At 71.5% G+C, this 18,762-nt stretch carries 17 protein-coding genes and 1 tRNA gene; 4 read left to right on the plus strand and 14 right to left on the minus strand.

The window, feature by feature from the left end; translation table 11 throughout:
- The 3 genes from B9S58_RS02630 to B9S58_RS02640 form a co-directional block, all read right to left on the minus strand.
- The coding region (locus B9S58_RS02630; RefSeq protein WP_181009160.1) for a DNA repair ATPase at positions 1-3,043 on the minus strand (3,043 nt) is incomplete at its 3' end.
- A gap of 319 nt (positions 3,044-3,362) precedes the next feature.
- Positions 3,363-5,507 (minus strand): hypothetical protein, encoded by a 2,145-nt coding sequence (locus B9S58_RS02635; RefSeq protein WP_103530530.1) that lies wholly within the window; start codon positions 5,505-5,507, stop codon positions 3,363-3,365.
- Positions 5,508-5,668: 161 nt separating this feature from the next.
- Positions 5,669-6,355 carry a hypothetical protein gene (locus B9S58_RS02640; RefSeq protein WP_103530531.1) on the minus strand — a complete coding sequence of 229 codons (687 nt, stop codon included), beginning with the start codon at positions 6,353-6,355 and terminating at the stop codon, positions 5,669-5,671.
- A gap of 355 nt (positions 6,356-6,710) precedes the next feature.
- On the opposite strand from B9S58_RS02640, the gene B9S58_RS02645 reads away from it, so the two are divergent.
- Positions 6,711-7,784 (plus strand): CdaR family transcriptional regulator, encoded by a 1,074-nt coding sequence (locus B9S58_RS02645; RefSeq protein WP_103530532.1) that lies wholly within the window; start codon positions 6,711-6,713, stop codon positions 7,782-7,784.
- A 55-nt stretch (positions 7,785-7,839) separates the two neighbouring features.
- Here B9S58_RS02645 and B9S58_RS02650 read toward each other — a convergent pair whose 3' ends face one another.
- Entirely contained in the window at positions 7,840-8,295 is a 456-nt protein-coding gene (locus B9S58_RS02650) for a tellurite resistance TerB family protein (RefSeq protein WP_103530533.1), read from the minus strand.
- Between the two features lie 276 nt (positions 8,296-8,571).
- Between B9S58_RS02650 and hemC the strand changes: the two genes are divergently transcribed.
- Complete coding sequence (gene hemC, locus B9S58_RS02655) at positions 8,572-9,504, plus strand: hydroxymethylbilane synthase (protein ID WP_103530534.1); 933 nt, start codon at positions 8,572-8,574, stop codon at positions 9,502-9,504.
- Positions 9,505-9,632: 128 nt separating this feature from the next.
- Here hemC and B9S58_RS02660 read toward each other — a convergent pair whose 3' ends face one another.
- The 3 genes from B9S58_RS02660 to B9S58_RS02670 form a co-directional block, all read right to left on the minus strand.
- A complete protein-coding gene (locus B9S58_RS02660; protein ID WP_103530535.1) occupies positions 9,633-10,907 on the minus strand; it encodes a cation:proton antiporter in 1,275 nt (424 codons plus the stop codon).
- A 2-nt stretch (positions 10,908-10,909) separates the two neighbouring features.
- Complete coding sequence (locus tag B9S58_RS02665) at positions 10,910-11,380, minus strand: cation:proton antiporter regulatory subunit (protein WP_103530536.1); 471 nt, start codon at positions 11,378-11,380, stop codon at positions 10,910-10,912.
- A gap of 146 nt (positions 11,381-11,526) precedes the next feature.
- On the minus strand, positions 11,527-12,096 hold the full coding sequence (locus B9S58_RS02670) for a flavoprotein (protein ID WP_103530537.1): 570 nt from the start codon (positions 12,094-12,096) through the stop codon (positions 11,527-11,529).
- A 197-nt stretch (positions 12,097-12,293) separates the two neighbouring features.
- Here B9S58_RS02670 and B9S58_RS02675 point away from each other — a divergent pair, with 197 nt between their 5' ends.
- Positions 12,294-12,938 (plus strand): dihydrofolate reductase family protein, encoded by a 645-nt coding sequence (locus B9S58_RS02675; protein ID WP_103530538.1) that lies wholly within the window; start codon positions 12,294-12,296, stop codon positions 12,936-12,938.
- 71 nt (positions 12,939-13,009) lie between these two features.
- Here the strand turns inward: B9S58_RS02675 and B9S58_RS02680 are convergent.
- The 4 genes from B9S58_RS02680 to B9S58_RS02695 all read right to left on the minus strand — a co-directional run bounded on the left by B9S58_RS02680 (position 13,010) and on the right by B9S58_RS02695 (position 14,838).
- A tRNA-Ser gene (locus tag B9S58_RS02680) sits at positions 13,010-13,100 on the minus strand.
- Between the two features lie 67 nt (positions 13,101-13,167).
- Positions 13,168-13,596, minus strand: coding sequence for a tRNA adenosine(34) deaminase TadA (gene tadA / locus B9S58_RS02685; RefSeq protein ID WP_103530539.1), 429 nt, complete (start codon positions 13,594-13,596; stop codon positions 13,168-13,170).
- A 203-nt stretch (positions 13,597-13,799) separates the two neighbouring features.
- Positions 13,800-14,354, minus strand: coding sequence for a hypothetical protein (locus tag B9S58_RS02690; protein WP_103530540.1), 555 nt, complete (start codon positions 14,352-14,354; stop codon positions 13,800-13,802).
- A gap of 241 nt (positions 14,355-14,595) precedes the next feature.
- Positions 14,596-14,838 (minus strand): hypothetical protein, encoded by a 243-nt coding sequence (locus B9S58_RS02695; protein ID WP_103530541.1) that lies wholly within the window; start codon positions 14,836-14,838, stop codon positions 14,596-14,598.
- Positions 14,839-15,023: 185 nt separating this feature from the next.
- Here B9S58_RS02695 and upp point away from each other — a divergent pair, with 185 nt between their 5' ends.
- Positions 15,024-15,659: a uracil phosphoribosyltransferase gene (upp, locus tag B9S58_RS02700; RefSeq protein WP_103530542.1), complete on the plus strand. Its 636-nt coding sequence runs from the start codon at positions 15,024-15,026 to the stop codon at positions 15,657-15,659.
- A 169-nt stretch (positions 15,660-15,828) separates the two neighbouring features.
- On the opposite strand, the gene B9S58_RS02705 is transcribed toward upp, so the two are convergent.
- The 3 genes from B9S58_RS02705 to B9S58_RS02715 form a co-directional block, all read right to left on the minus strand.
- Positions 15,829-16,431, minus strand: a complete 603-nt coding sequence (locus B9S58_RS02705) for a LytR C-terminal domain-containing protein (protein ID WP_103530543.1) — start codon at positions 16,429-16,431, stop codon at positions 15,829-15,831.
- Positions 16,432-16,637: 206 nt separating this feature from the next.
- The gene (locus B9S58_RS02710) at positions 16,638-16,934 is read right to left on the minus strand and encodes a type II toxin-antitoxin system VapB family antitoxin (protein WP_003967677.1); all 297 of its coding nucleotides are present in this window, start codon (positions 16,932-16,934) and stop codon (positions 16,638-16,640) included.
- A gap of 271 nt (positions 16,935-17,205) precedes the next feature.
- Positions 17,206-18,726 carry a M28 family metallopeptidase gene (locus B9S58_RS02715; protein ID WP_181009161.1) on the minus strand — a complete coding sequence of 507 codons (1,521 nt, stop codon included), beginning with the start codon at positions 18,724-18,726 and terminating at the stop codon, positions 17,206-17,208.
- Between the last annotated feature and the right edge of the window lie 36 nt (positions 18,727-18,762).

Here is an 18,762-nt window from a genome sequence, read left to right on the forward strand (position 1 = left end):
AGAACAGCTGGGCGGCCGCCCGCGCCCCGGGCTCGTGGCGCAGCAGCCCGGCGTCCGCGTGCAGGCGCAGCAGGGCGGCCAGGATCGCGGTGGCGTCCTCGTCGTGGACGCCCCGTGTGTACCCCTCGTCGTACGCCTCGGCCGCCGACTCCCGAACCATCAGGGACAGTTCGGCGTCGGCGAGGGTGGTGAGGTGTCCGGCCCCGTGCTCGTCGAGGAGCCGGGCGGCCAGGTGCTCGGCGCGGTAGACGGAGGCGTTCTCCGAGGGGAGCAGCTGCTCCCAGTACGGGCGGGCCGCCGTGAACGCCGGGTCGGTGACCGGGGCCCGGTAGTCCGTCCCGGTCAGCGCGAAGGCGAGGCTCTCCCCGGCCGGCACGAGCGTCAGGTCGAAGGGCTGGGTGTTCACGGCGAACCGGTGGCGGCCCAGCTTGATCACGGACCCGCCGTCCGCGTACAGCTCGGTGCGGTCGCGCAGGGCGCGGCCCGCCTCCTGGCGGGCCGCCTTCAGCCGCCCGTCCAGCTCCTCCGCCCGTACGGGGTCGCCCAGTTCGCGCAGCTCGTCGGCCGTGCGGCGGACCTTGGCGACCATCGGGTCGGAGGCGAAGTAGGTGTGGACGGCGTCGAGGTCCTCCAGTGAGGCCACCCGCCGGGCGATGGTCTCCAGCACCCGGTCCGCCGACCCGGCCAGCCGCTCGGCGCGTCGCGCCCGCTCGTCCTGGAGGGTCTGCTTGCGTGCCGAGAACGCCTCGTACACCTCGGTGCGGCGCTCGGACAGCTCGGCGAGGAAGTCGTCGAACTCCGCGAACCGCGACTCCAGGTTCTCCAACTGGAGCAGCAACCGGGCCAGCTGGTCGTCGCAGGCCTCCGGCGAGTCGGCCGCCGCCAGCGCGCCCGTGACGGCCTGCCCGAGCAGCGCGAACTCGGCGGCGAACTCGGCCCGCCCCTCCTTCGACAGCAGCTCCCGGCGGCGCGCTTCCAGCGTGGCGCGGGCCCGGTTGGCACCGCCCAGCACCTCCGCGATCCGCTCCAGGATCGAGGTGCGCACGGTGGCGTCGCCGATCTCCAGGCCGGCGACCACGTCCGTGACGGTGGCCAGCCCCTGCGTCATCGCGGCCAGCCGGTCGGTCACGGCGGAGGCGTCCCGGACGGTCTCCAGCGCACCCGCCTCGGCCACGAGTCCCGCGATGTCCTCGTGATACCCGTCGAACGCGTCCTCGCGGGCCAGGAACGACACGGCCCGCTGGGCGGCGGACGCGATGTCGTCCTCGGTCCGCGCGGACAGCTCCGCGATCCGCTCGACGTCGGCGTACCGCATCTCGCCGACCGTCGCCAAGTGGCCGTGTGCCTGGCGTAGTTCGGTAAGCCGCTCGACCCAGACGGACGCCGAACCCGGCACCTCGCCGCGCACCCGTCGCACCAGCGCGGTGATGCGGACGGCGGTCTCCTCCAGCGCGTCGGCGGCCCGCCGGGTCAGCTCCTGTACGGCGGTGAACTCGGCCAGCACCTGCTGTGCGGTTGCCCGCAGCTCCTCCAACGGCTCGGCGAGCGCGCCCAGTTCGGGGTTGGAAAGCCAGTGGTACCGGTCCTGGGCGCGGGCGCAGTCGGCGGCGAGCTGCCCGTACACGGCGGTCGTCGGCGTCATGTCCCGTACGCCGTGGGCCAGGGCGAGACAGTCGGAGATCCCGCGCACCAGGTCGGCGTTGCCGGTCCGGGCGAGCGGCCCGGTCCCGGCGGGGCGGGCGGCGGCGTAGGTGTCGGAGACGTACGGGGTCTGCCAGCGCTGCGACGGGTGCACGCGCGCGGGCCCGTCCGGGTTGTCCCGGAGCAGGATCAGCGTCCCGTCGTCGAGGAGAGCGTGCCCGCCCCCGGTGAGCGGGGTGGCGACCTCCTGGCGGATCAGGTTGTAGGGGAGGAGGAGGCTGCGGAGGCCGTCGCGGGAGCGGAAGACGTAGAGCACGTCCTCCCCGTTGGGCGAGCGGACCGCGCCCTCGAAGACCGGCTCGGTCAGCTCCTCGGCGGTGTCGAAGGTCTTCGCGGTGCCGGTGGTGAGGTAGTAGCCGCCGGGGAAGATGATCCCCTGGTCCTCGGGCAGCCGGTGGCAGGCGGGCCCGATGCCGTCGAGCCGCCGCACGGTGGAGAGCAGCGAGTTGAAGACCAGGTGGCGCCAGGCGTCCTCCTTGTAGGGGCGCACGCGCAGCAGCACCAGCGGCCCGACCTCCGCGTACTCGACGTCGGCGTCGGCCAGCGACTGCAACGGCTCGTCGACGGGCTCCTCGTAGATCCCGTCCGGCGACTCGGTGTCGTCGGTGACCTTGACGGTCAGCGTCCCGCCGAGCGTGTCGACGAAGAGCCCGCCGCCCTTGCCGACGGCGATGTGCGGATGGCGTCCCGGGACGTGTGCCTCGCGCCCGGCCACGGTCCACGCGAAGTCGTGGGAGGGCGGGAAGACATGGTCGCGCTCGCCCTGTGCGTCGAGGAACGCCCCCGGCGACCCGTCCGCGCCCAGGGCCCAGCGCAGGACCCGGATGTCCTCGGCGTTCTCCCCGGTGCGGAAGACGGCCAGCAGCTTGCCGTCGACGCGCCGCAGCCGCAGGAGACGGGCGTCGCGGAAGTAGCGGTGGAGGGAGGAGAACTCGCGCCGGAAGTCCTCGTCGTCGAGAAGGGTGGACTCCACGTCCGGGGCGTCCGGGACGTCCGGGGCGTCGCCCTGCGGCGCGGAGTCCCGTACGAGCAGTACGTCCTCGACCCCGGCCTCCCCGCGCGCGCCCGGCCCCCGCTCGAAGCCGAAGAGCAGCTTCCCGCCCACGGCGACGAGGTCCCGCGGCACGGAGGCCCGCTCGGTGCGCACCTGCTCGGTGGCCAGCAGCCGCAGCCCGGTCGACCCGAACTCCTCGGTCCGCCGGGCGTTGAGCGCCTCGGCCCGCCGCACGAGCTCCCCGGCCTGCGCCGAGAGCCGCCGCCGCAGCACCTCGTAGGCGCCGGCGCCCACATCGCCCTCCCCGCCCTGAGGCGCGGTGACGGTGGCGGTGATGTCGCTGTCCATGCGTACGGCTCCCTACGTGATTCTTCGCACTCGGCCCGTCCGGCGTTCGAGACGGAACCCTCACGCCGGTGGGCCCGCCTACCGGCGTGCGGGGGCGGGCCCGGTGATCCAGCCCGTCCGGGCCTGCTTTCCGGCGTACGGGGCCGGGCCCGGTCGTACCAGCCCGTCCGGCGTTCGAGGACGGAACCCCGGGCTCGGTGGGCCCGCCCCTGACGGGCAGGCCGGTCCTGGTGCGCCCACCCCCGTGGGACGCAACCCGGACCAGCGGGCCCCCGGCCAGGGGTTCCGTTCTCAAACGCCGGACGAGGCAGGGACGGGGCTACTTGAGCGCCCCGGCCCCGTTCCTGGACGTGACATCAGCGGCCGGAGCCATCTGCCTACCGCCGCCCGCCGCACCGGTCAGCGAGGACACCGGCAGATCCGCGAGCCCCAGCTCCTTCGCCGCCGCCAGCAGCTGCTGCATCTGCCCCGAGGCCGCCCCCGACGACCCCGGCCCCATCAGCTTCATCAGCAGCGCCGACACCGTCAGGTTCTGCACATCGCCCGTGGAGAACGAGCCCAGCACCCGGCTGATGTCGTCCGTGAAGGACGACGAACCGTCCAGCCACGGACCCGCCAGCGCCTGCGCGGTCTGCGAGTTGTCGACGAACCCGTCGACGGCCTTGCCGAGCGAGACCGACGAGACGAGCCGGTCGAAGAAGACCGAGTCGCCGCCGACGATGTCGATGTCGGCGTTCTCCAGCCCCGTCGCCAGGACCGTGGCCTGCGCCTCGGCGACCTGCCGCTGCACTTCCAGGCCGGCCAGCCGGATCTCCTTCTCCGCGTCGAGCCGCAGCCGGTACTCCTCGTGCCCGCGCGACGCCTCGTCCAGCGCCGCCATCGCGGCCGCCTTCTCCGTGAGCCCCGCGGCCTCCGCCTTCAGCTTCTCGCCGATGACCGCCGCGTCGGCGGTCGCCTGCGCCTGGGTGCCCTCCGCCGTGGCGAGCGCCTGGAGCCGCGAGCCCTCCGCCTCGGCCTTGAGCCGGGCCGCCGTCGCCTCGGCCTCCGCGAGACCGGCCTTCTCCGTGACGTCAGCCTCCGCGTCGCGCACCTGTACGGCGGCGAGTCCGGGCGCGGCCGTCTCGGCCTGGATGCCCTCGGCGAGCCGCAGCTTGGCCTGCGCGTCGAGGTCCGCGGTCTTGAGCCGGGCCTCGGCGAGCGTGAGCTGCTCGGCCGCCAGGTGCGTGGACGCCGCCTCCGCGGCCTCGGCCGCCTTGATGTCCTTGACCAGCTTCTCCTGGGCCTCCGCCTCGGCCGCGATGATGACCGACTTGCGGGACCGCTCGGCGTCCTCGACGGCGCGCAGGGTGAGGATCGACTCCTCCTGCTCGGCGACCGTCCGGTCCACCGCGATCCGCTCCCGGATGACGTCGGCGACCTCGCGGCGCTCGGCCTCGACCTCCTTCGTGGCGGCGATCCGGTTCAGCTCGGTCTCGCGCTCACGCCCGATGACCTCCAGCATCCGGTCCTTCTCGATGCGCTCGCTCTCGACGGCGATGACGCGCTCGCGGTTCTTCTGCGCGACGGCGATCTCCCGCGCCTGGTTCTCGCGCTGGATGCCGAGCTCTTCCTCGGTCTTGATGAACGCGCTCTGCGAACCGAGCCGCTCCTCCTCCTGCACCCGGGCGGTGGCGGCCTCCTCGCGGGCCCGCAGGACCTCGACCTCGCGGCGCTGCTTGATCTCCGCCTCGGCCTGCCGGCGCTCCAGCTCCAGGATCGTCTCGCGGGCGTCGACATCCTGCCGGGTGATCTCCTTCTGCTCGGTGCGCTGGAACTCGTTGGTGCGCACGTGCTCGATGGCGGTCAGCTCGGTGATCTTCCGGATGCCCTGGGCGTCCAGGATGTTGGCCCCGTCGAGCTGGGCCATCGGGGTCTGCTCAAGGAAGTCGATCGCGGCGTCGTCGAGGTGGTAGCCGTTCAGGTCGGTACCGATGACCTGGATGATCCGGTCCCGGAACTCCTCGCGCTTGGTGTACAGGTCGACGAAGTCGAGCTGCTTGCCGACGGTCTTGAGTGCCTCGGAGAACTTCGCGGCGAAGAACTCCTGGATGGCGACCTTGTCGCTGGCCCGTCCCGTACCGATGGACTGCGCGACCTTGATGACGTCCTCGACGGTCTTGTTGACCCGGACGAAGAAGGTGATCTGGATGTCGGCGCGGATGTTGTCCTGGCAGATCAGGCCCTCGCGCCCGGCGCGGCGGATCTCGATCGTCTTCACCGAGATGTCCATCGTCTCGGCCTTGTGGAGCACGGGCAGGACGACGGCGCCGGTGAAGGTGACGTCGACCTTCTTGGTCTTGGAGATGATCAGGGCCTTGCCCTGCTCGACCTTGCGGAACAGCCGGGTGATGACGAAGGCGATGGCGACGACGATGAGCAGGACAGCGGCGATGAGCACGCCGATGCCCAAGGAGATGGCATCCATAGAAGAGTCCTTGGCGGCTTGGTGGTACGGATGTGGCACAAGCGAAGTAGGACGGCCGGCCGTGACGGAGACGGACAGCGCCGGCGGACGGGCCTCACGGGTGTGTCTGTCAGGGCGGTCCGGAGCAGCGGAGCCCCGAAGCCCCGGCCGGCCCGCCCGGGTCAGCCGTTCGTACCGCCCGGCGGTTGGTGCGGTCGGATGTTCGGGCCCGGATCGAGCGCCGCGTCGTAGGACGAGACCCAGAAGAACTCGCCGTCCTCGTCGTATGCGTAGAGGAGTCCGGAGCCGCCCATGACGAGTGGCGCTTCCGCCGCACCCGGCTCGGGGAGCCGGGAGGGGGGCGGGAAGGGCTCGGCCCGGCGGACCTGCACGATGGCCGTCGATCCGTCGTGTGACACGACCTCGGCCTGGCCGAACGTCGCGGTGACGGAGCCGGTGCGGATCGTGCAGACGCTCCCGACGAAGTCCAGCCGCGATGGCGGAGGTTCCGCCGGGAAGTACCGGCGGAAGCGGTTGACGAGGAGGCGGACGGCCGCCCAGGCGAGGAACAGCGACCCGGCGAGCACGGCGATGGCGAGCACGGCGCGGGTGGCGGTGCCGGTCTCGCTCCGGCGCAGCAGGACCGTACCGGTCAGGCTGCCGAACCAGGAGAAGACGACCAGCAGCGAGATGGAGACGGAGACCGGGACACCGCCGAGACCGGCCGGGCCGGTGTCGAGGTCCCCGTCGAAGGAGTCGTGGCCGACGGCCCCGGCCAGCACCAGCAGCCAGAAGCAGACGACGACCACCAGAGCGGCGCCGAAGATGACGGCGGGGAATCCGAGTGCCGCGCCCAGGAACTCGTCCATCGGTCCCACCCCCCCCAGCGGTTCTGCGCACGGGCCCCGAGGCGGTGCGCGTGCTTGATGTCGGTACGGGGGCGGCGAGCGGCCGCGGGCGACGGGGCCCCGGCGCTGCGGCGTGGCCGTAGCCAGCCGCAACGGCCGGGTTGTTCCCCCGTTCCCCGTGCTCCCCCGTGCTTCCCCCGTGTGTTTCCCCCGTGTGTTTCCCCCGTGTTGTTGCTGACCTGATCCTGTCAGCCGGGACCCGCCCAGTGCATTGCCGGATCCCGGCAATCTTTACGCTGTGCTCATGCCGGGCACCGGCACCTCCCCGTGTGCGTTGGGGAAATGACAGGACTGTTGCAAGGCTGGAGGGGAGTGCGTGGACGAGCCAGGGGTTCCCGAGGAAATGCTGGGTAGTTATGCCGACATCCTGGGTGAAGTCGCCCTGACCGGCCGCCGTCTGACGCGTAACGAACTGGAGGCGCGCCGTGCGCTGGGCCGTGCGGCGGCGGATGCGGGCCACCAACTGCGTGCCCTGGTGGCGATGCATCTGGCGCAGACGCGTGAGTCCTGGCCGCGTGCCGCTGCCGGAAACTCCCCTGCTGTGACCGACGCCGTCCTGGCCGCGGTGGAGCAGGCGGTCGACGCGTTCGCCGAGGGCTTCGAGCGCGCCCAGCGGCTCACGGTGCGCCGGGAGGAGGCGGCGCGCCGGGAGTTCATCGACGATCTGCTCTACGGGCGCAGCGATCTGGTCCGCCTGGCGGAGCGGGCGACCCGCTTCGGCCTGCGGCTCTCCCGGGCGCACGCGGTCGCGGTGGCGTCGGGCCCGGAGGCTTACACGGAGACGGACGCGGTGCCGCGCAGTGTGGAGACGGCGCTGCTGTCGCGGTTCAGCGGCCGCAAGATCCTGCTGACGACGAAGGACGGCCGGATCGTCTGCATCGCCCCGGGCAGCCAGCCCGACGTCCTGCGTTACTTCGCCAAGCAGGCGCACGCGGCGACGGACGGCGGCCGGGTCACGGTCGGCCGCCCGCACAAGGGGCCGGGCGGGGTGGTCCACTCGTACGACGAGGCGCTCGAAGCCCTCGATCTGGCGGACCGGATGGGGATGGGCGACCCGGTGCTGTACGCCTCGGATCTCCTGGTCTACCCGGTGCTGACCCGGGACCGGCAGGCGATGGCCGATCTGGTGCGCAGCGAGCTGGGCCCGCTCCAGAAGGCGAGGGGCGGCGCGGAACCGCTGCTGAACACGCTGGCGGTCTACTTCGACGCGGGCTGCGTCGCTGCCGAGACCGCCCGTCGGCTGACGCTGAGCGTACGGGCGCTGACGTACCGCCTGGAGCGCATCCATGAGTTGACCGGGTCAGACCCTTCGGACCCGGTCCACCGCTACAGCCTCCAGACGGCGGTCATCGGGGCGAGGCTGCTGGACTGGCCGGCCAAGGAGCTGTGACGCTCCCCGGCCGGCCCCGTGGTTCTCGGAGGGCTCCCCGCGCGGTCCGGCCGGCCTACAGGTCGAACTCGTGCGGCGGCAGGTCGAGTGCGAAGCACGCCTCCCGCACGACGGCCTGCTCGGACGCGTCGAAGTCACCGTCGGCGCCGCCGATGACGATGCCGATCTGGACCACGGCACGGGCCTCGGCCGGCTTCTTCTTCGCCTTGGCGATCTCCTGGAGCACGCTGACCTTGCCGAAGGCGAAGTCGGCGGTGAGCTGGTCGACGTACGCGTTGAAGCGCCGCTGCAGGTCGTCCGCGGGGAAGTTCTGCAGGACGTCGTTGGCCGCGATGAGCGATGCGACACGCTGGCGCTCGGACGGGTCGACGGAACCGTCGGCGGCGGCGACCAGAGCGCACATGGCCATGCTCGCATCCCGGAACGAGCCCGACTTCAGCTCGTTCTTCTTCGCCTCCAACTGCGTCTGCATCGACGACGCGGATTCCTTGATGCGATCCCACAGAGCCATGACATCTCCCTACGTTGCGGTGCGACTGCGTTGCGGTGCGAAGCCGGGGCCGAGGTAACTCTACAGACGTGTAGAGGTTAGCAGCCGGGGTGTTTCGGGGCGCTGGAATCGGACGGCTCCGCAACCTCCGGGGAGGCGGCTCCGCACCCTCCGGGAAAGCGCCGGGCGAATGTCGTCTCGCACAACTGACCGGTACTCAATACCCCTTGCGAGAACCGAAGATGAGGGCCGAGTCCGTTCGGCGGAACCCGCCTCCGAACCTCTATCGTGGACGCCATGTCCGTCGATCTGATCCGCATCGTGTCCCGAGACTCCCCCATGGCGCTCGCTCAGGTGGAGCGGGTACGCGTCGAGTTGGCCGGATTCCACCCCGAGATCCGTACCGAGGTCGTCCCGGTCAGGACGACCGGCGACAAGTGGATGGGCGATCTCAGCGCCGTCGAGGGAAAGGGCGCGTTCACCAAGGAGGTCGACCAGGCGCTCCTCGCCGGGGAGGCGGATCTGGCGGTGCACTGCGTCAAGGACATCCCGGCGGACCGCCCGCTGCCCGCGGGCACGGTCTTCGCCGCCTTCCTCCGGCGCGACGACATCCGGGACGCCCTGATCCACCCCGGCGGCCTGCCCCTCGACGAGCTGCCGGCCGGGACCCGGATCGGCACCTCGTCCGTACGCCGCTCCGCGCAGCTCGCCGCGTCGCACCCGCACCTCGACCGCGTACCGATGCGCGGCAACGCCAACCGCCGGCTGGAGAAGCTGGCGGCCGGCGAGGCGGACGCGCTGCTCCTGGCGGTGTCCGGTCTGGAGCGCATCGACCGTACGGACGTGATCACCAAGATCCTGTCGCCCGAGGTGATGTGCCCGCCGATCGGCGCGGGGGTCCTCGCCCTCCAGTGCCGCGAGGGCGACGACGCCGTCATCGACCTCGTGAGCGGCCTCGGCGACCCGGCGGCGTACCGCGAGACGACCGCCGAGCGGATGTTCCTCCATGTGCTGCAGGGCCACTGCAACAGCCCGATCGCCGGGTACGCGCGAGTCGAGCGGAACGGCGACCTCTCGCTGCGGGCGAAGGTGTTCACGCCCGACGGCAAGACCGTGCTGAACGCGCACGAGTGGGCGGGCCCCCTGGACCCGGCGACCCTGGGTACATCCGTCGCGGTGGCACTGCTCCGTCAGGGAGCGCGGGACCTGATCGACGGCATCGCGCACTGAGGCGTACGGAAGCGCGAAGCCCCCGGACACGAGGTTGAGTGTCCGGGGGCTTCGTCGTCAGCCGCGCGCGTCGGGGGCGAGCGGCAGGGGCAGGGGCAGGGGCAGGGCAGGGCAGGGGCGGGACGTGGCTATTCGCGCGTCTCGCCGGCCGGCGCCGGGGTGAGGCCGTCGTGCGTCGGCAGCCGGCGCTCGGGAGCGGACTTCGCGACGGGCCCGGTCTCCGCCGCACCGCCCGTGCCCTTGCCGCCGCCGCGACGGGCCTCGATCTTCGCGGCGATGGGCTGCGTCCACCGTGCGGTGAGCGGGCCGACGACGACGAGGACCAGGACGTACGCGGTGGCGATGGGGCCGATGCGCGGCTCGGTGGCCACGGCCAGACCGGCGATGACGATGGAGAACTCACCGCGCGCCACGAGGGTGCCGCCCGCCCGCCAGCGGCCGCGCGTGCCGATTCCGGCGCGGCGGGCCGCGTAGTAGCCGGTGGCGATCTTGGTGAAGGTGGTGATGATGGCGAGCAGGGCCGCGGGCAGCAGCACCGGCGGGATGTCGGCCGGGTTCGTGGAGAGTCCGAAGAAGACGAAGAACACGGCGGCGAACAGGTCCCGCAGCGGCGTGAGCAGCTTGCGGGCGCCCTCGGCGACCTCGCCGGAGAGCGCGATACCGACGAGGAACGCGCCGACGGCCGCGGACACCTGGAGCTGCTGGGCGACACCGGCGACCAGGACGGTGAGGCCGAGGACGACCAGGAGCAGCATCTCCGGGTTGTCGGAGGAGACCGCGCGGCTGATCAGGCGGCCGTGGCGGAGGGCCAGGTAGAGGACGAGCCCGACTGCCCCGAGCGCGATCAGGAGCGCGAGGCTGCCGCCGGCCAGGCTTACCCCGGCGAGCATGGCGGTGAGCAGCGGCAGGTACACCGCCATCGCCAGGTCCTCCATGACGAGGACGCCGAGGACGACGGGTGTCTCACGGTTGCCGAGCCGGCCGAGGTCGGTCATCACCTTGGCGATCACCCCGGACGAGGAGATCCAGGTGACCCCGGCGAGCGCGACGGCGCCCACGGGGCCCCAGCCGAGGATCAGGGCGGCGACGGCGCCGGGCGTCGCGTTGAGCACGAAGTCCACGGCACCGGACGGGTACTGCGTCTTGAGGCTGGTGACGAGCTCGGACGCGCTGTACTCGAGCCCGAGCAGCAGAAGGAGCAGGATGACACCGATCTCGGCGCCCACCATGGTGAACTCTTCGCTGGCCTTGAGCGGGATCAGGCCACCATGCCCGAACGCCAGCCCGGCGAGGAGGTAGAGGGGAATGGGGGAGAGCCCGATCCGGCCCGCGAACCGCCCGAGGAGCCCCAGCCCGAGGATGACGGCTCCCAGCTCCACCAGCAACGCAGTAGTGTCGTGCACGGTCAGCCCTCCGCAATGATCTCGGCGAGCGCGTCGACGCCCTCACGCGTACCGACGGCGACGAGTGTGTCCCCGATGGCCAGTCGAAAATCCGGTTCCGGCGACGGGTGCGCGCTGTGGGTGCGCAGCACCGCCACGATGGACGCCCCGGTCCGGGTCCGCGCCCGCGTCTCCCCCAGCAGCCGCCCGCCGTACGGGGAGCGGGACCCGAGCGGGATGTGCTCGGTGACGAGGTCGATGCCCTTGGTCCGTACGGCGTCGATGGGCGCCGGATCGATGAGGTGCGCGAGCGCGGTGGCCTCGGACATCGACAGGGGGACGGAGAGCCGGCACGCGTCAGGGTCGTCCTGTTCGTAGAAACCGATGAACCGGCGACCGTCGTGGTGGACGACGACCGAGATGTGCTGTCCCGTCTCGGTCGTGAAGTCGTACTGAGCACCCACTCCGGGCAGTGACGTGCGGCGGGTTCCCATGGCTTCCTCCCGAGACGTGCGGCGGCGCGCGCACTTGGTGATCTCTTTATCAGGCCATGACCTTATCGGGCGGCGAGAATCCATCGAGGGGCCGCAGCCGGCTGCCCGCCACGCCGCGTGACTGCGCAGGCCACCACGCCGCGTGACTACGCAGGCCGCCGGGACGTTCGCGCGGAGATCCCGGGGGCGAGCAGCTCCACGGCCTCTTCCCAGGGGAAGGCAGCCGCATCGCCGGAGTCGGGTGTGTGTGGTGTGCGGGTACTGACCAGGACACCCATGCCGCGCAGCTTCCGCAGACTCTCGGCGTACGCGGGGTGCGCGGCGAGGACGGAGTTCACGGCCGGGAGGACGGCGGTGGGGACACCGAGCCCGTACGCCTCGCAGAGGATGCCGAGGGCCAGGGTGTCCGAGATCCCGGCCGCCCACTTGTTGATCGTGTTGAACGTGGCGGGCGCGACGACGATCGCATCCGGGTCCGGCAGCGGCCGGGGGGCACCGGGGGAGCGCCAGGCCGAGCGGATCGGATGACCGGTGCGCGCCTCGACGGCCGCCGTGTCGAGAAACCCGAGCCCCTGCGGGGTGGCGATGACGCCCACGTCCCAGCCGGCGTCCTGCGCGGCGGCGAACAGCTGGTCGACATCGCGGGCGACCCCGGCCGCGCACACGACGACGTACAGGAACGGCTTACGGGCCGGTCGGCCGGACTGATCGCTCACAAGAACCCCCGTTGATCGCTGAAGCAGTGCGGCCCCGCAGCGTACGGGGACGGTCGTGGGCGGCGGTGGGCGAAGGGGCAGCGAACCCGTGAACGGCCCGGTCCTGATGGTCCCAGGCTCGACCGATGAGTTCTCCCCCTCCGAAGGTCTCACCATCGTCGTCGACAACACACAGCACACTGCAGCAGGAGAATGGCATGACCCAATTGCTGAGGGTCCAGAACTTCAACGTCTCGATTGACGGAATCGCCGCCGGTGAGGACCAGACCCTGGAGCGTCCGTTCGGTCACGTCGACCCCGGGCGGCTCTTCTCCTGGGCCGGTGCGACGGCGAGCTGGCCGATGCGCACGGACCCCGGCGGCAGCCGGGGCCTGGACGACTACTTCACGCGGGACTACGCACGCGACATCGGCGCCGAGATCATGGGCCGCAACAAGTTCGGTCCCCAGCGAGGCCCTTGGGAGAACCACGAGTGGCGCGGCTGGTGGGGCGAGGAGCCCCCGTTCCGTACGCCGGTGTTCGTGCTGACCCACCACGGGCGGCCGTCGATCACCCTGTCGGACACCACGTTCCACTTCGTCGACGATGACCCGGCGACGGTCCTCGACCGGGCACGGGAAGCGGCGGGCGGCAAGGATGTCCGGCTCGGCGGCGGAGTCACCACGATCCGCGAGTTCCTCGACGCCGGACTGGTCGACACCCTGCACGTGGCGGTCTCGCCGGTGAAGCTGGGTACCGGCCTGCGCCTGTGGGAGTCGCCGGACGAGCTGCTCGACCGCTACCACCTGGAGGCGGTGCCCAGCCCGAGCGGCGTGACGCACCACCTGTTCTGGCGGAAGTGACGGCGGGGCTGCACCTGACGGTACGCGAACGCCCTCCTGAACGTTGTTTCCGCAGTTCAGGAGGGCGTCGATGGCGGTAGCGGTGGGATTTGAACCCACGGTGACGGGTTACGCCACACTCGCTTTCGAGGCGAGCTCCTTCGGCCGCTCGGACACGCTACCGAGAGAGAGCTTAGACCATCCCGGGGCGTGGACAGAAATCGGTTCCCGGCGGCCCGGGGGCGCGGGGTCAGAGTGCGCGGAAGAAGGCCGTCAGCTGCTCGGCGCACTCGGCCTCCAGGACGCCGCCGATCACCTCCGGGCGGTGGTTGAGACGGCGGTCGCGGACGACGTCCCAGAGGGAGCCGGCCGCGCCGGCCTTCTCGTCGCGGGCCCCGTGGACGACCCGGTCCACCCGGGACTGGACCAGCGCGCCCGCGCACATCGTGCAGGGCTCCAGGGTGACCACCAGCGTGCAGCCGGTCAGACGCCACTCGCCGTGGGCCTCGGCCGCCCGGCGCAGAGCCAGGATCTCGGCGTGCGCGGTCGGGTCGCCGATGGCCTCGCGTTCGTTGTGGGCGGCGGCGAGCTCGGTGCCGTCGGGGCCGAGGACGACGGCGCCGACCGGCACATCGCCGGCCGACGCCGCCCGCGCGGCTTCGGCCAGGGCGCGGCGCATCGGTGCCTGCCAGGGGTCGCGTACGGGATCGGGTACGGGATCCGGGGCGGGCTCGGGTGAGGGGATCGGCGGTCGTGCGGTCACCCGCGGACCCTAACGGACGGGACAGGACTGGACGGGACAGGTGGTGAAGGGGGCAGGCGTGCGGGGACGGAGAACGTGGAACGTGCCCCCGCGGAGAGGTGGTCCGGATCCGGGTCCCGTCAGCGGACCGACTCCAGGACCTCCGCCGCTCCCACCGCCTCCGCGATCTCCGCGAGCGCGTCGGTCTGCAGGGTGAGCAGCTCCTTCTCGGACATCCCGAGGTCGGCGAGGACCCCGAGCTCACCGATCGGCCCCGCCGGCACGGCGTCCGGGTCGGGGGCGTCGTCGTCCGGGTCGGCGGCCGCGGGGGCGGGCCGTTCCGGTTCGCCGTCCTGGGTGCCGTCGAGGTCGACGAGCTCCTCCAGTGCGGCGATCTCGTCCTCGGCCCCTGGTTCGCGGCCGAGAATTTCGTCGGTGAGCAGGATCTCCCCGTACGAGGAGCGGGCGGCGGCGGACGCGTCCGAGACGTAGATTCGGGGGTCCTCCTCACCGTCCACCCGGACGACGCCGAACCAGGCGTCCTCCTGCTCGATATAGACCAGGACCGTGTCCTCGTCCACCGAGGCATCCCGGGCCAGATCCGTCAGATCGGACAGGGTCTCCACATCGTCGAGCTCTGTATCGCTCGCTTCCCACCCGTCTTCGGTGCGCGCGAGCAGTGCGGCGAAGTACACCGTGACTCTCCCACTTGTCATAGGCGAATCGGTCCGGCGGGAGGGCGAACGGTGATCCGTCCGTCCTGAGCCCCGCCCCATCGGCATCGTGGCAGAAACAAGCGCCGTGCGAGACCTCTTCGACCGTTGCGTCGGCCATCAGTTCCAGGAGTGCCTGGTCGGCCCTCTCCCTGACGAGCCGATCAGCGAGGGAGTGCGCCGGTGGTACGGGAGGGGGTACGGGAGGGCTCGTCGGCTGGTCTCACCAGCGGAAAGTGCGCATCCGCATCTGTTGCCGCATCCGGGCGGCACGGGCCCGGCGCGGCTGCACCCGGTCGCGCAACTGCTTGGCCTCGTGGAGCTCACGGAGGAAGTGGGCGCGTCGTCGGCGGCGGGCCGCGTCACTCTCCTGTGCGTCCTCGACGTCATCCACCGGGCCCTCGGCGTCACGCCCGTCGCGCGGCCCGCTCAAGGCCGGGTTGCGCCGCAGTTCCCCGTCAGCCATCGACACACCACCTCAGCGCTGGGTCCGTATGCCCCCACCTTCCCCCCGAACAGGTGGTTGATGCCAGCGCAGAGTGCCGGGCGGCGCGGTTCACCTCGGGAGCCACCTCGCTCCGCCGCCGGTAGCCTTGAGCGTTGGGTCGCTCCTGCGGCCGTAGTTGCAGATCAGACCCTTTGGAGGACATTGTGCGTCTGCACGTTGTCGACCACCCGCTGGTGGCGCACAAACTCACCACGCTGCGCGACAAGCGCACCGACTCCCCCACCTTCCGGCGGCTCGCCGACGAGCTGGTCACCCTCCTCGCCTACGAGGCCACCAGGGATGTGCGCACCGAGCTGGTCGACATCGAGACCCCGGTGACTCCCACGACCGGAGTGAAGCTCTCGCACCCCCGGCCCCTCGTCGTCCCGATCCTGCGCGCCGGCCTCGGCATGCTGGACGGCATGGTGCGGCTGCTGCCGACCGCCGAAGTGGGCTTCCTCGGCATGATCCGCAACGAGGAGACGCTTGAGGCGGAGACGTACGCGACCCGGATGCCCGAGGACCTCTCCGGCCGCCAGGTCTACGTCCTGGACCCGATGCTGGCCACCGGCGGCACTCTCGTCGCGGCCATCCGCGAACTGATCAAGCGCGGCGCCGACGATGTCACGGCCGTCGTCCTCCTCGCGGCGCCCGAGGGCGTCGAGGTGATGGAGCGCGAGCTGGCCGGGACCCCGGTCACCGTCGTCACCGCCTCCGTCGACGAGCGGCTCAACGAGCAGGGCTACATCGTGCCGGGCCTCGGGGACGCGGGCGACCGTATGTACGGCACGGCCGAATAGGCCGGACAGGGGACGGAACAGCCGGACAGGGGACGGATAGAGGTCGGACAGGGTCCGGGCCTGCCGGACCTTCCCGGTTTCGCGCCCCGCCCCGACGCCGTACGGACTCGTGCGGGTGCCGGAGCGGGGCGCGCTTTCGTGTGGTGCGCGGGTTCAGCGGTTCAGCAGGTCAGCAGGAGGGGGACGGAGCCGGGGCCGGCTTCGTCAGGGCCGCCATCGCCGCGGTGGCCTCCTGCGGGGTGCTGAACGCCTTGAACTTCGCCCCGAGGATCAGGTCGACCTCGCCCGTCTTCCGGGTGTCGGTCTTCTGCACCGTGCCCGCCAGCTGGGTGCCGAGCACCGTGAAGCTGCCGTTCGTCGCGGTCGGTGCGCCGAGCAGTACGCCCGCGCCGGGCACCTTCTTGTCGTACTCCTTCGACGCGTTGCCCACCTCACCGATGGTGAAACCGCGCTTCTCAAGCTCCTCGGCGGCGGATTTGGCCAGCCCGGTGCGCGTCGTCGCGTTGTAGACGTTGACCTTGATGGCGGCCGGTTTCGGCAGTGCCTTGGCGGGGGCCGCCGACGGTTTCGGGGTGGGGCAGTCCCGCTTGTGGCCGGCCGCGGCGGCGCTCTTGTCGCCGCCGGTGAAGACGTCGATGAGCTGCAGGGTGCCCCAGCCGGCCAGGCCGAGGGCCGCGACGGCTCCGATGCCCGCGAGGACGAGCCTGCGGCGGTGCCGGGGGCGGCGCATGCGGGGGTAGGCGTCGCCCGTGATGCGGTACTTTCCGCCCATGCCGGGGGGAGTGAGCATGCTCATGGAGGCAGCGTAGTGCGGCCCGGTGATGATGCGTACTAAATGATCAACGCAGGGCACCCGGATGAGCGTGAAAGCACCCGAAAGGCCCGAATAGGGGTCTTGGTGGAGTACGGAACCCGGGCGGGTTGTGCAGGCGGCTTCGCGGTGGCCCGGCGGCGGGGTGCGCGGGTGCCGGGGCGCCGTCAGCCCAGGTCGAGGACGCGGGCGTGCAGCACCTGGCGCTGCTGGAGCGCGGCGCGCACCGCCCGGTGCAGCCCGTCCTCCAGGTAGAGGTCGCCCTGCCACTTCACGACGTGCGCGAACAGGTCACCGTAGAACGTGGAGTCCTCGGCGAGGAGGGTCTCCAGGTCCAGCTGGCCCTTGGTGGTCACGAGCTGGTCCAGGCGAACCGGACGCGGCGCGACGTCCGCCCACTGGCGGGTGCTTTCCCGGCCGTGGTCGGGGTACGGCTTCCCATTTCCGATGCGCTTGAAGATCACACGGAAAGCCTACCGGGCAAGGGCCACCGGGCGCAGCCAGGGAAGCTCACCGCGATGCCGTCACAAACACCGTATAGAGCCGAATAGGGCGGGATACCGGGACAGTGGTTGCTGAGGGGTGACGAGTGGGAGCGCGAACACGGGTAGCGGACACGGACGTGGGCGCGGACGTGGGCGTGGGGGTGAGTGAGCCCGGTACGGGATCCGCACCGGGCTCACTCGTGGTTCTCGGGGTTCGCCGGTTCGCCGGTTACGCGCTCCGGAGCGGCCGTTACTCCGTGTCCCGGCCGTGCCCTTCGCGCAGGCCGCCGCCGCTGCCGGGTGTCCCGGTGCCGGTGCCGGTCTCGGGGGTGACCGGGCGGGTCAGGGAGCGCAGGTCGTGGGCGTACGTCCCGACGGCGTTGGCGATCACGTCGATGTTGGTGTCGAAGTGGCCCATGTCGATGTTGTCCAGGTCGTCGCAGGCCGCGTGGTAGCAGGGGTCGTACGCGATCCCCGCCTCGCCGCCGAACACCTCTGCCTGGGCCGCCGTCTTGATGCCCTCCGCCCCGGTGTCCGTGCCACCGGAGGGAATGCCGGCCTCGATGAACGGCCCGTAGTCCGAGCGGCCGGTGAAGTCCGTGCCCTCGTGCGGCTTGCCCTTGCGGTCGAGGAACTCGTTGATGTCACGCTCCAGTTGGGCCGAGCCCTCCGGGCCGGGGCCCTCGCCGACCTGATCGGAGTCGTCACCGTCGAAGACGAACTGGACGCCGTTGGGCGAGGCGATCATGTCGAAGTTCAGGTAGAGCGCGATCTGCTCGCGCTGCTTCTCGGAGAGCGCCGCGACGTACTTCTCCGAGCCGATCAGACCGTTCTCCTCGGCCGACCACCAGGCGAACCGCACCTTGTTGGCGGGGTTGCTCTTCGACTTCGCCAGTTTCAGGGCGACATCGAGCAGACCGGCGGATCCGGAGCCGTTGTCGTTGATGCCGGGGCCCTCGGTCACCGAGTCGAGGTGGGCGCCGAGCATCACGGTCCGTGCCGTGCTGCCGCCGGGCGTCTCCGCGATGACGTTGCGGGTGGGGCGGTCCTCCTGGAACTCGCGGATCTCGAAGGAGACCGTGACCTCGCCGCTCGCGAGGTCGGCGAGGAGCTTCTCGCCCTCCTCAAGGGTGAGGCCGCCGGTCGGGATCCGGCCGGCGGTGACCTCGCCGAGTGTGCCGGACAGGACGCCCTCGACGTTGTTGTGGATGACCGCTCCGGCCGCGCCCGCGTCGGCGGCGGCCGCCTGCTTCGCGGCGAAGGAGCAGCCGCCGCGCTTGATCAGCGCGATCTTGCCGGTGAAGTCGGCGGAGGCGTAGTCGGCCGCCTCGCAGCCCGGCGTCTCGTCGTCGGGCACCGCGAGGAGCCCTGCCGTCAGCCCGCCGGTCTTCGTCGACGGGGTGTACGTCATGGCCTTGATCGTGACGTCGCGGGGCGTCGGCGTCACCACGGAGAGCTTTTCGGCCAGCGTCTCCGTGTAGGTGAAGCGGAAGCTCTCGTACGACACCTTGTACCCGGCCCGCTGGAGCTGGCGGTAGACGTACGCCGCCGAGGCGTCGTGGCCCAGCGAGCCGGCCGCACGGTGACCTTCGGTGGAGTCGGCTATCGCCTGGAACTGCCGGAGGTGGCGGTGGGCGTCATGTGCGGACGTCTTCCTCACCAACTCCCGTGACAGCTTGGCTGCTTCCTTACCGGGGTCGTGCGGTGCGGGGCGTCCGGGGTGTGGGGACGCGGCCAGGAGGAGCGGTGTGGCCAGGGCGGTGGCGGCCACGACAGCAACGGCTCTGCGACGTGTTGCGTGCACAGG

The sequence above is a fragment of the Streptomyces sp. SM11 genome (assembly GCF_002910905.1).
GTDB lineage: Bacteria > Actinomycetota > Actinomycetes > Streptomycetales > Streptomycetaceae > Streptomyces.

Excerpts from the sequence above, each read along its gene's own strand:
- B9S58_RS02705 (WP_103530543.1), bottom strand. The coding sequence starts at position 16,431 with ATGGGCGGAAAGTACCGCATCACGGGCGACGCCTACCCCCGCATGCGC.
- tadA (WP_103530539.1), bottom strand. The coding sequence starts at position 13,596 with ATGCGCCGCGCCCTGGCCGAAGCCGCGCGGGCGGCGTCGGCCGGCGAT.
- B9S58_RS02640 (WP_103530531.1), bottom strand. The coding sequence starts at position 6,355 with ATGGACGAGTTCCTGGGCGCGGCACTCGGATTCCCCGCCGTCATCTTC.
- B9S58_RS02650 (WP_103530533.1), bottom strand. The coding sequence starts at position 8,295 with ATGGCTCTGTGGGATCGCATCAAGGAATCCGCGTCGTCGATGCAGACG.
- hemC (WP_103530534.1), top strand. The coding sequence starts at position 8,572 with ATGTCCGTCGATCTGATCCGCATCGTGTCCCGAGACTCCCCCATGGCG.
- B9S58_RS02675 (WP_103530538.1), top strand. The coding sequence starts at position 12,294 with ATGACCCAATTGCTGAGGGTCCAGAACTTCAACGTCTCGATTGACGGA.
- B9S58_RS02665 (WP_103530536.1), bottom strand. The coding sequence starts at position 11,380 with ATGGGAACCCGCCGCACGTCACTGCCCGGAGTGGGTGCTCAGTACGAC.
- B9S58_RS02695 (WP_103530541.1), bottom strand. The coding sequence starts at position 14,838 with ATGGCTGACGGGGAACTGCGGCGCAACCCGGCCTTGAGCGGGCCGCGC.
- B9S58_RS02635 (WP_103530530.1), bottom strand. The coding sequence starts at position 5,507 with ATGGATGCCATCTCCTTGGGCATCGGCGTGCTCATCGCCGCTGTCCTG.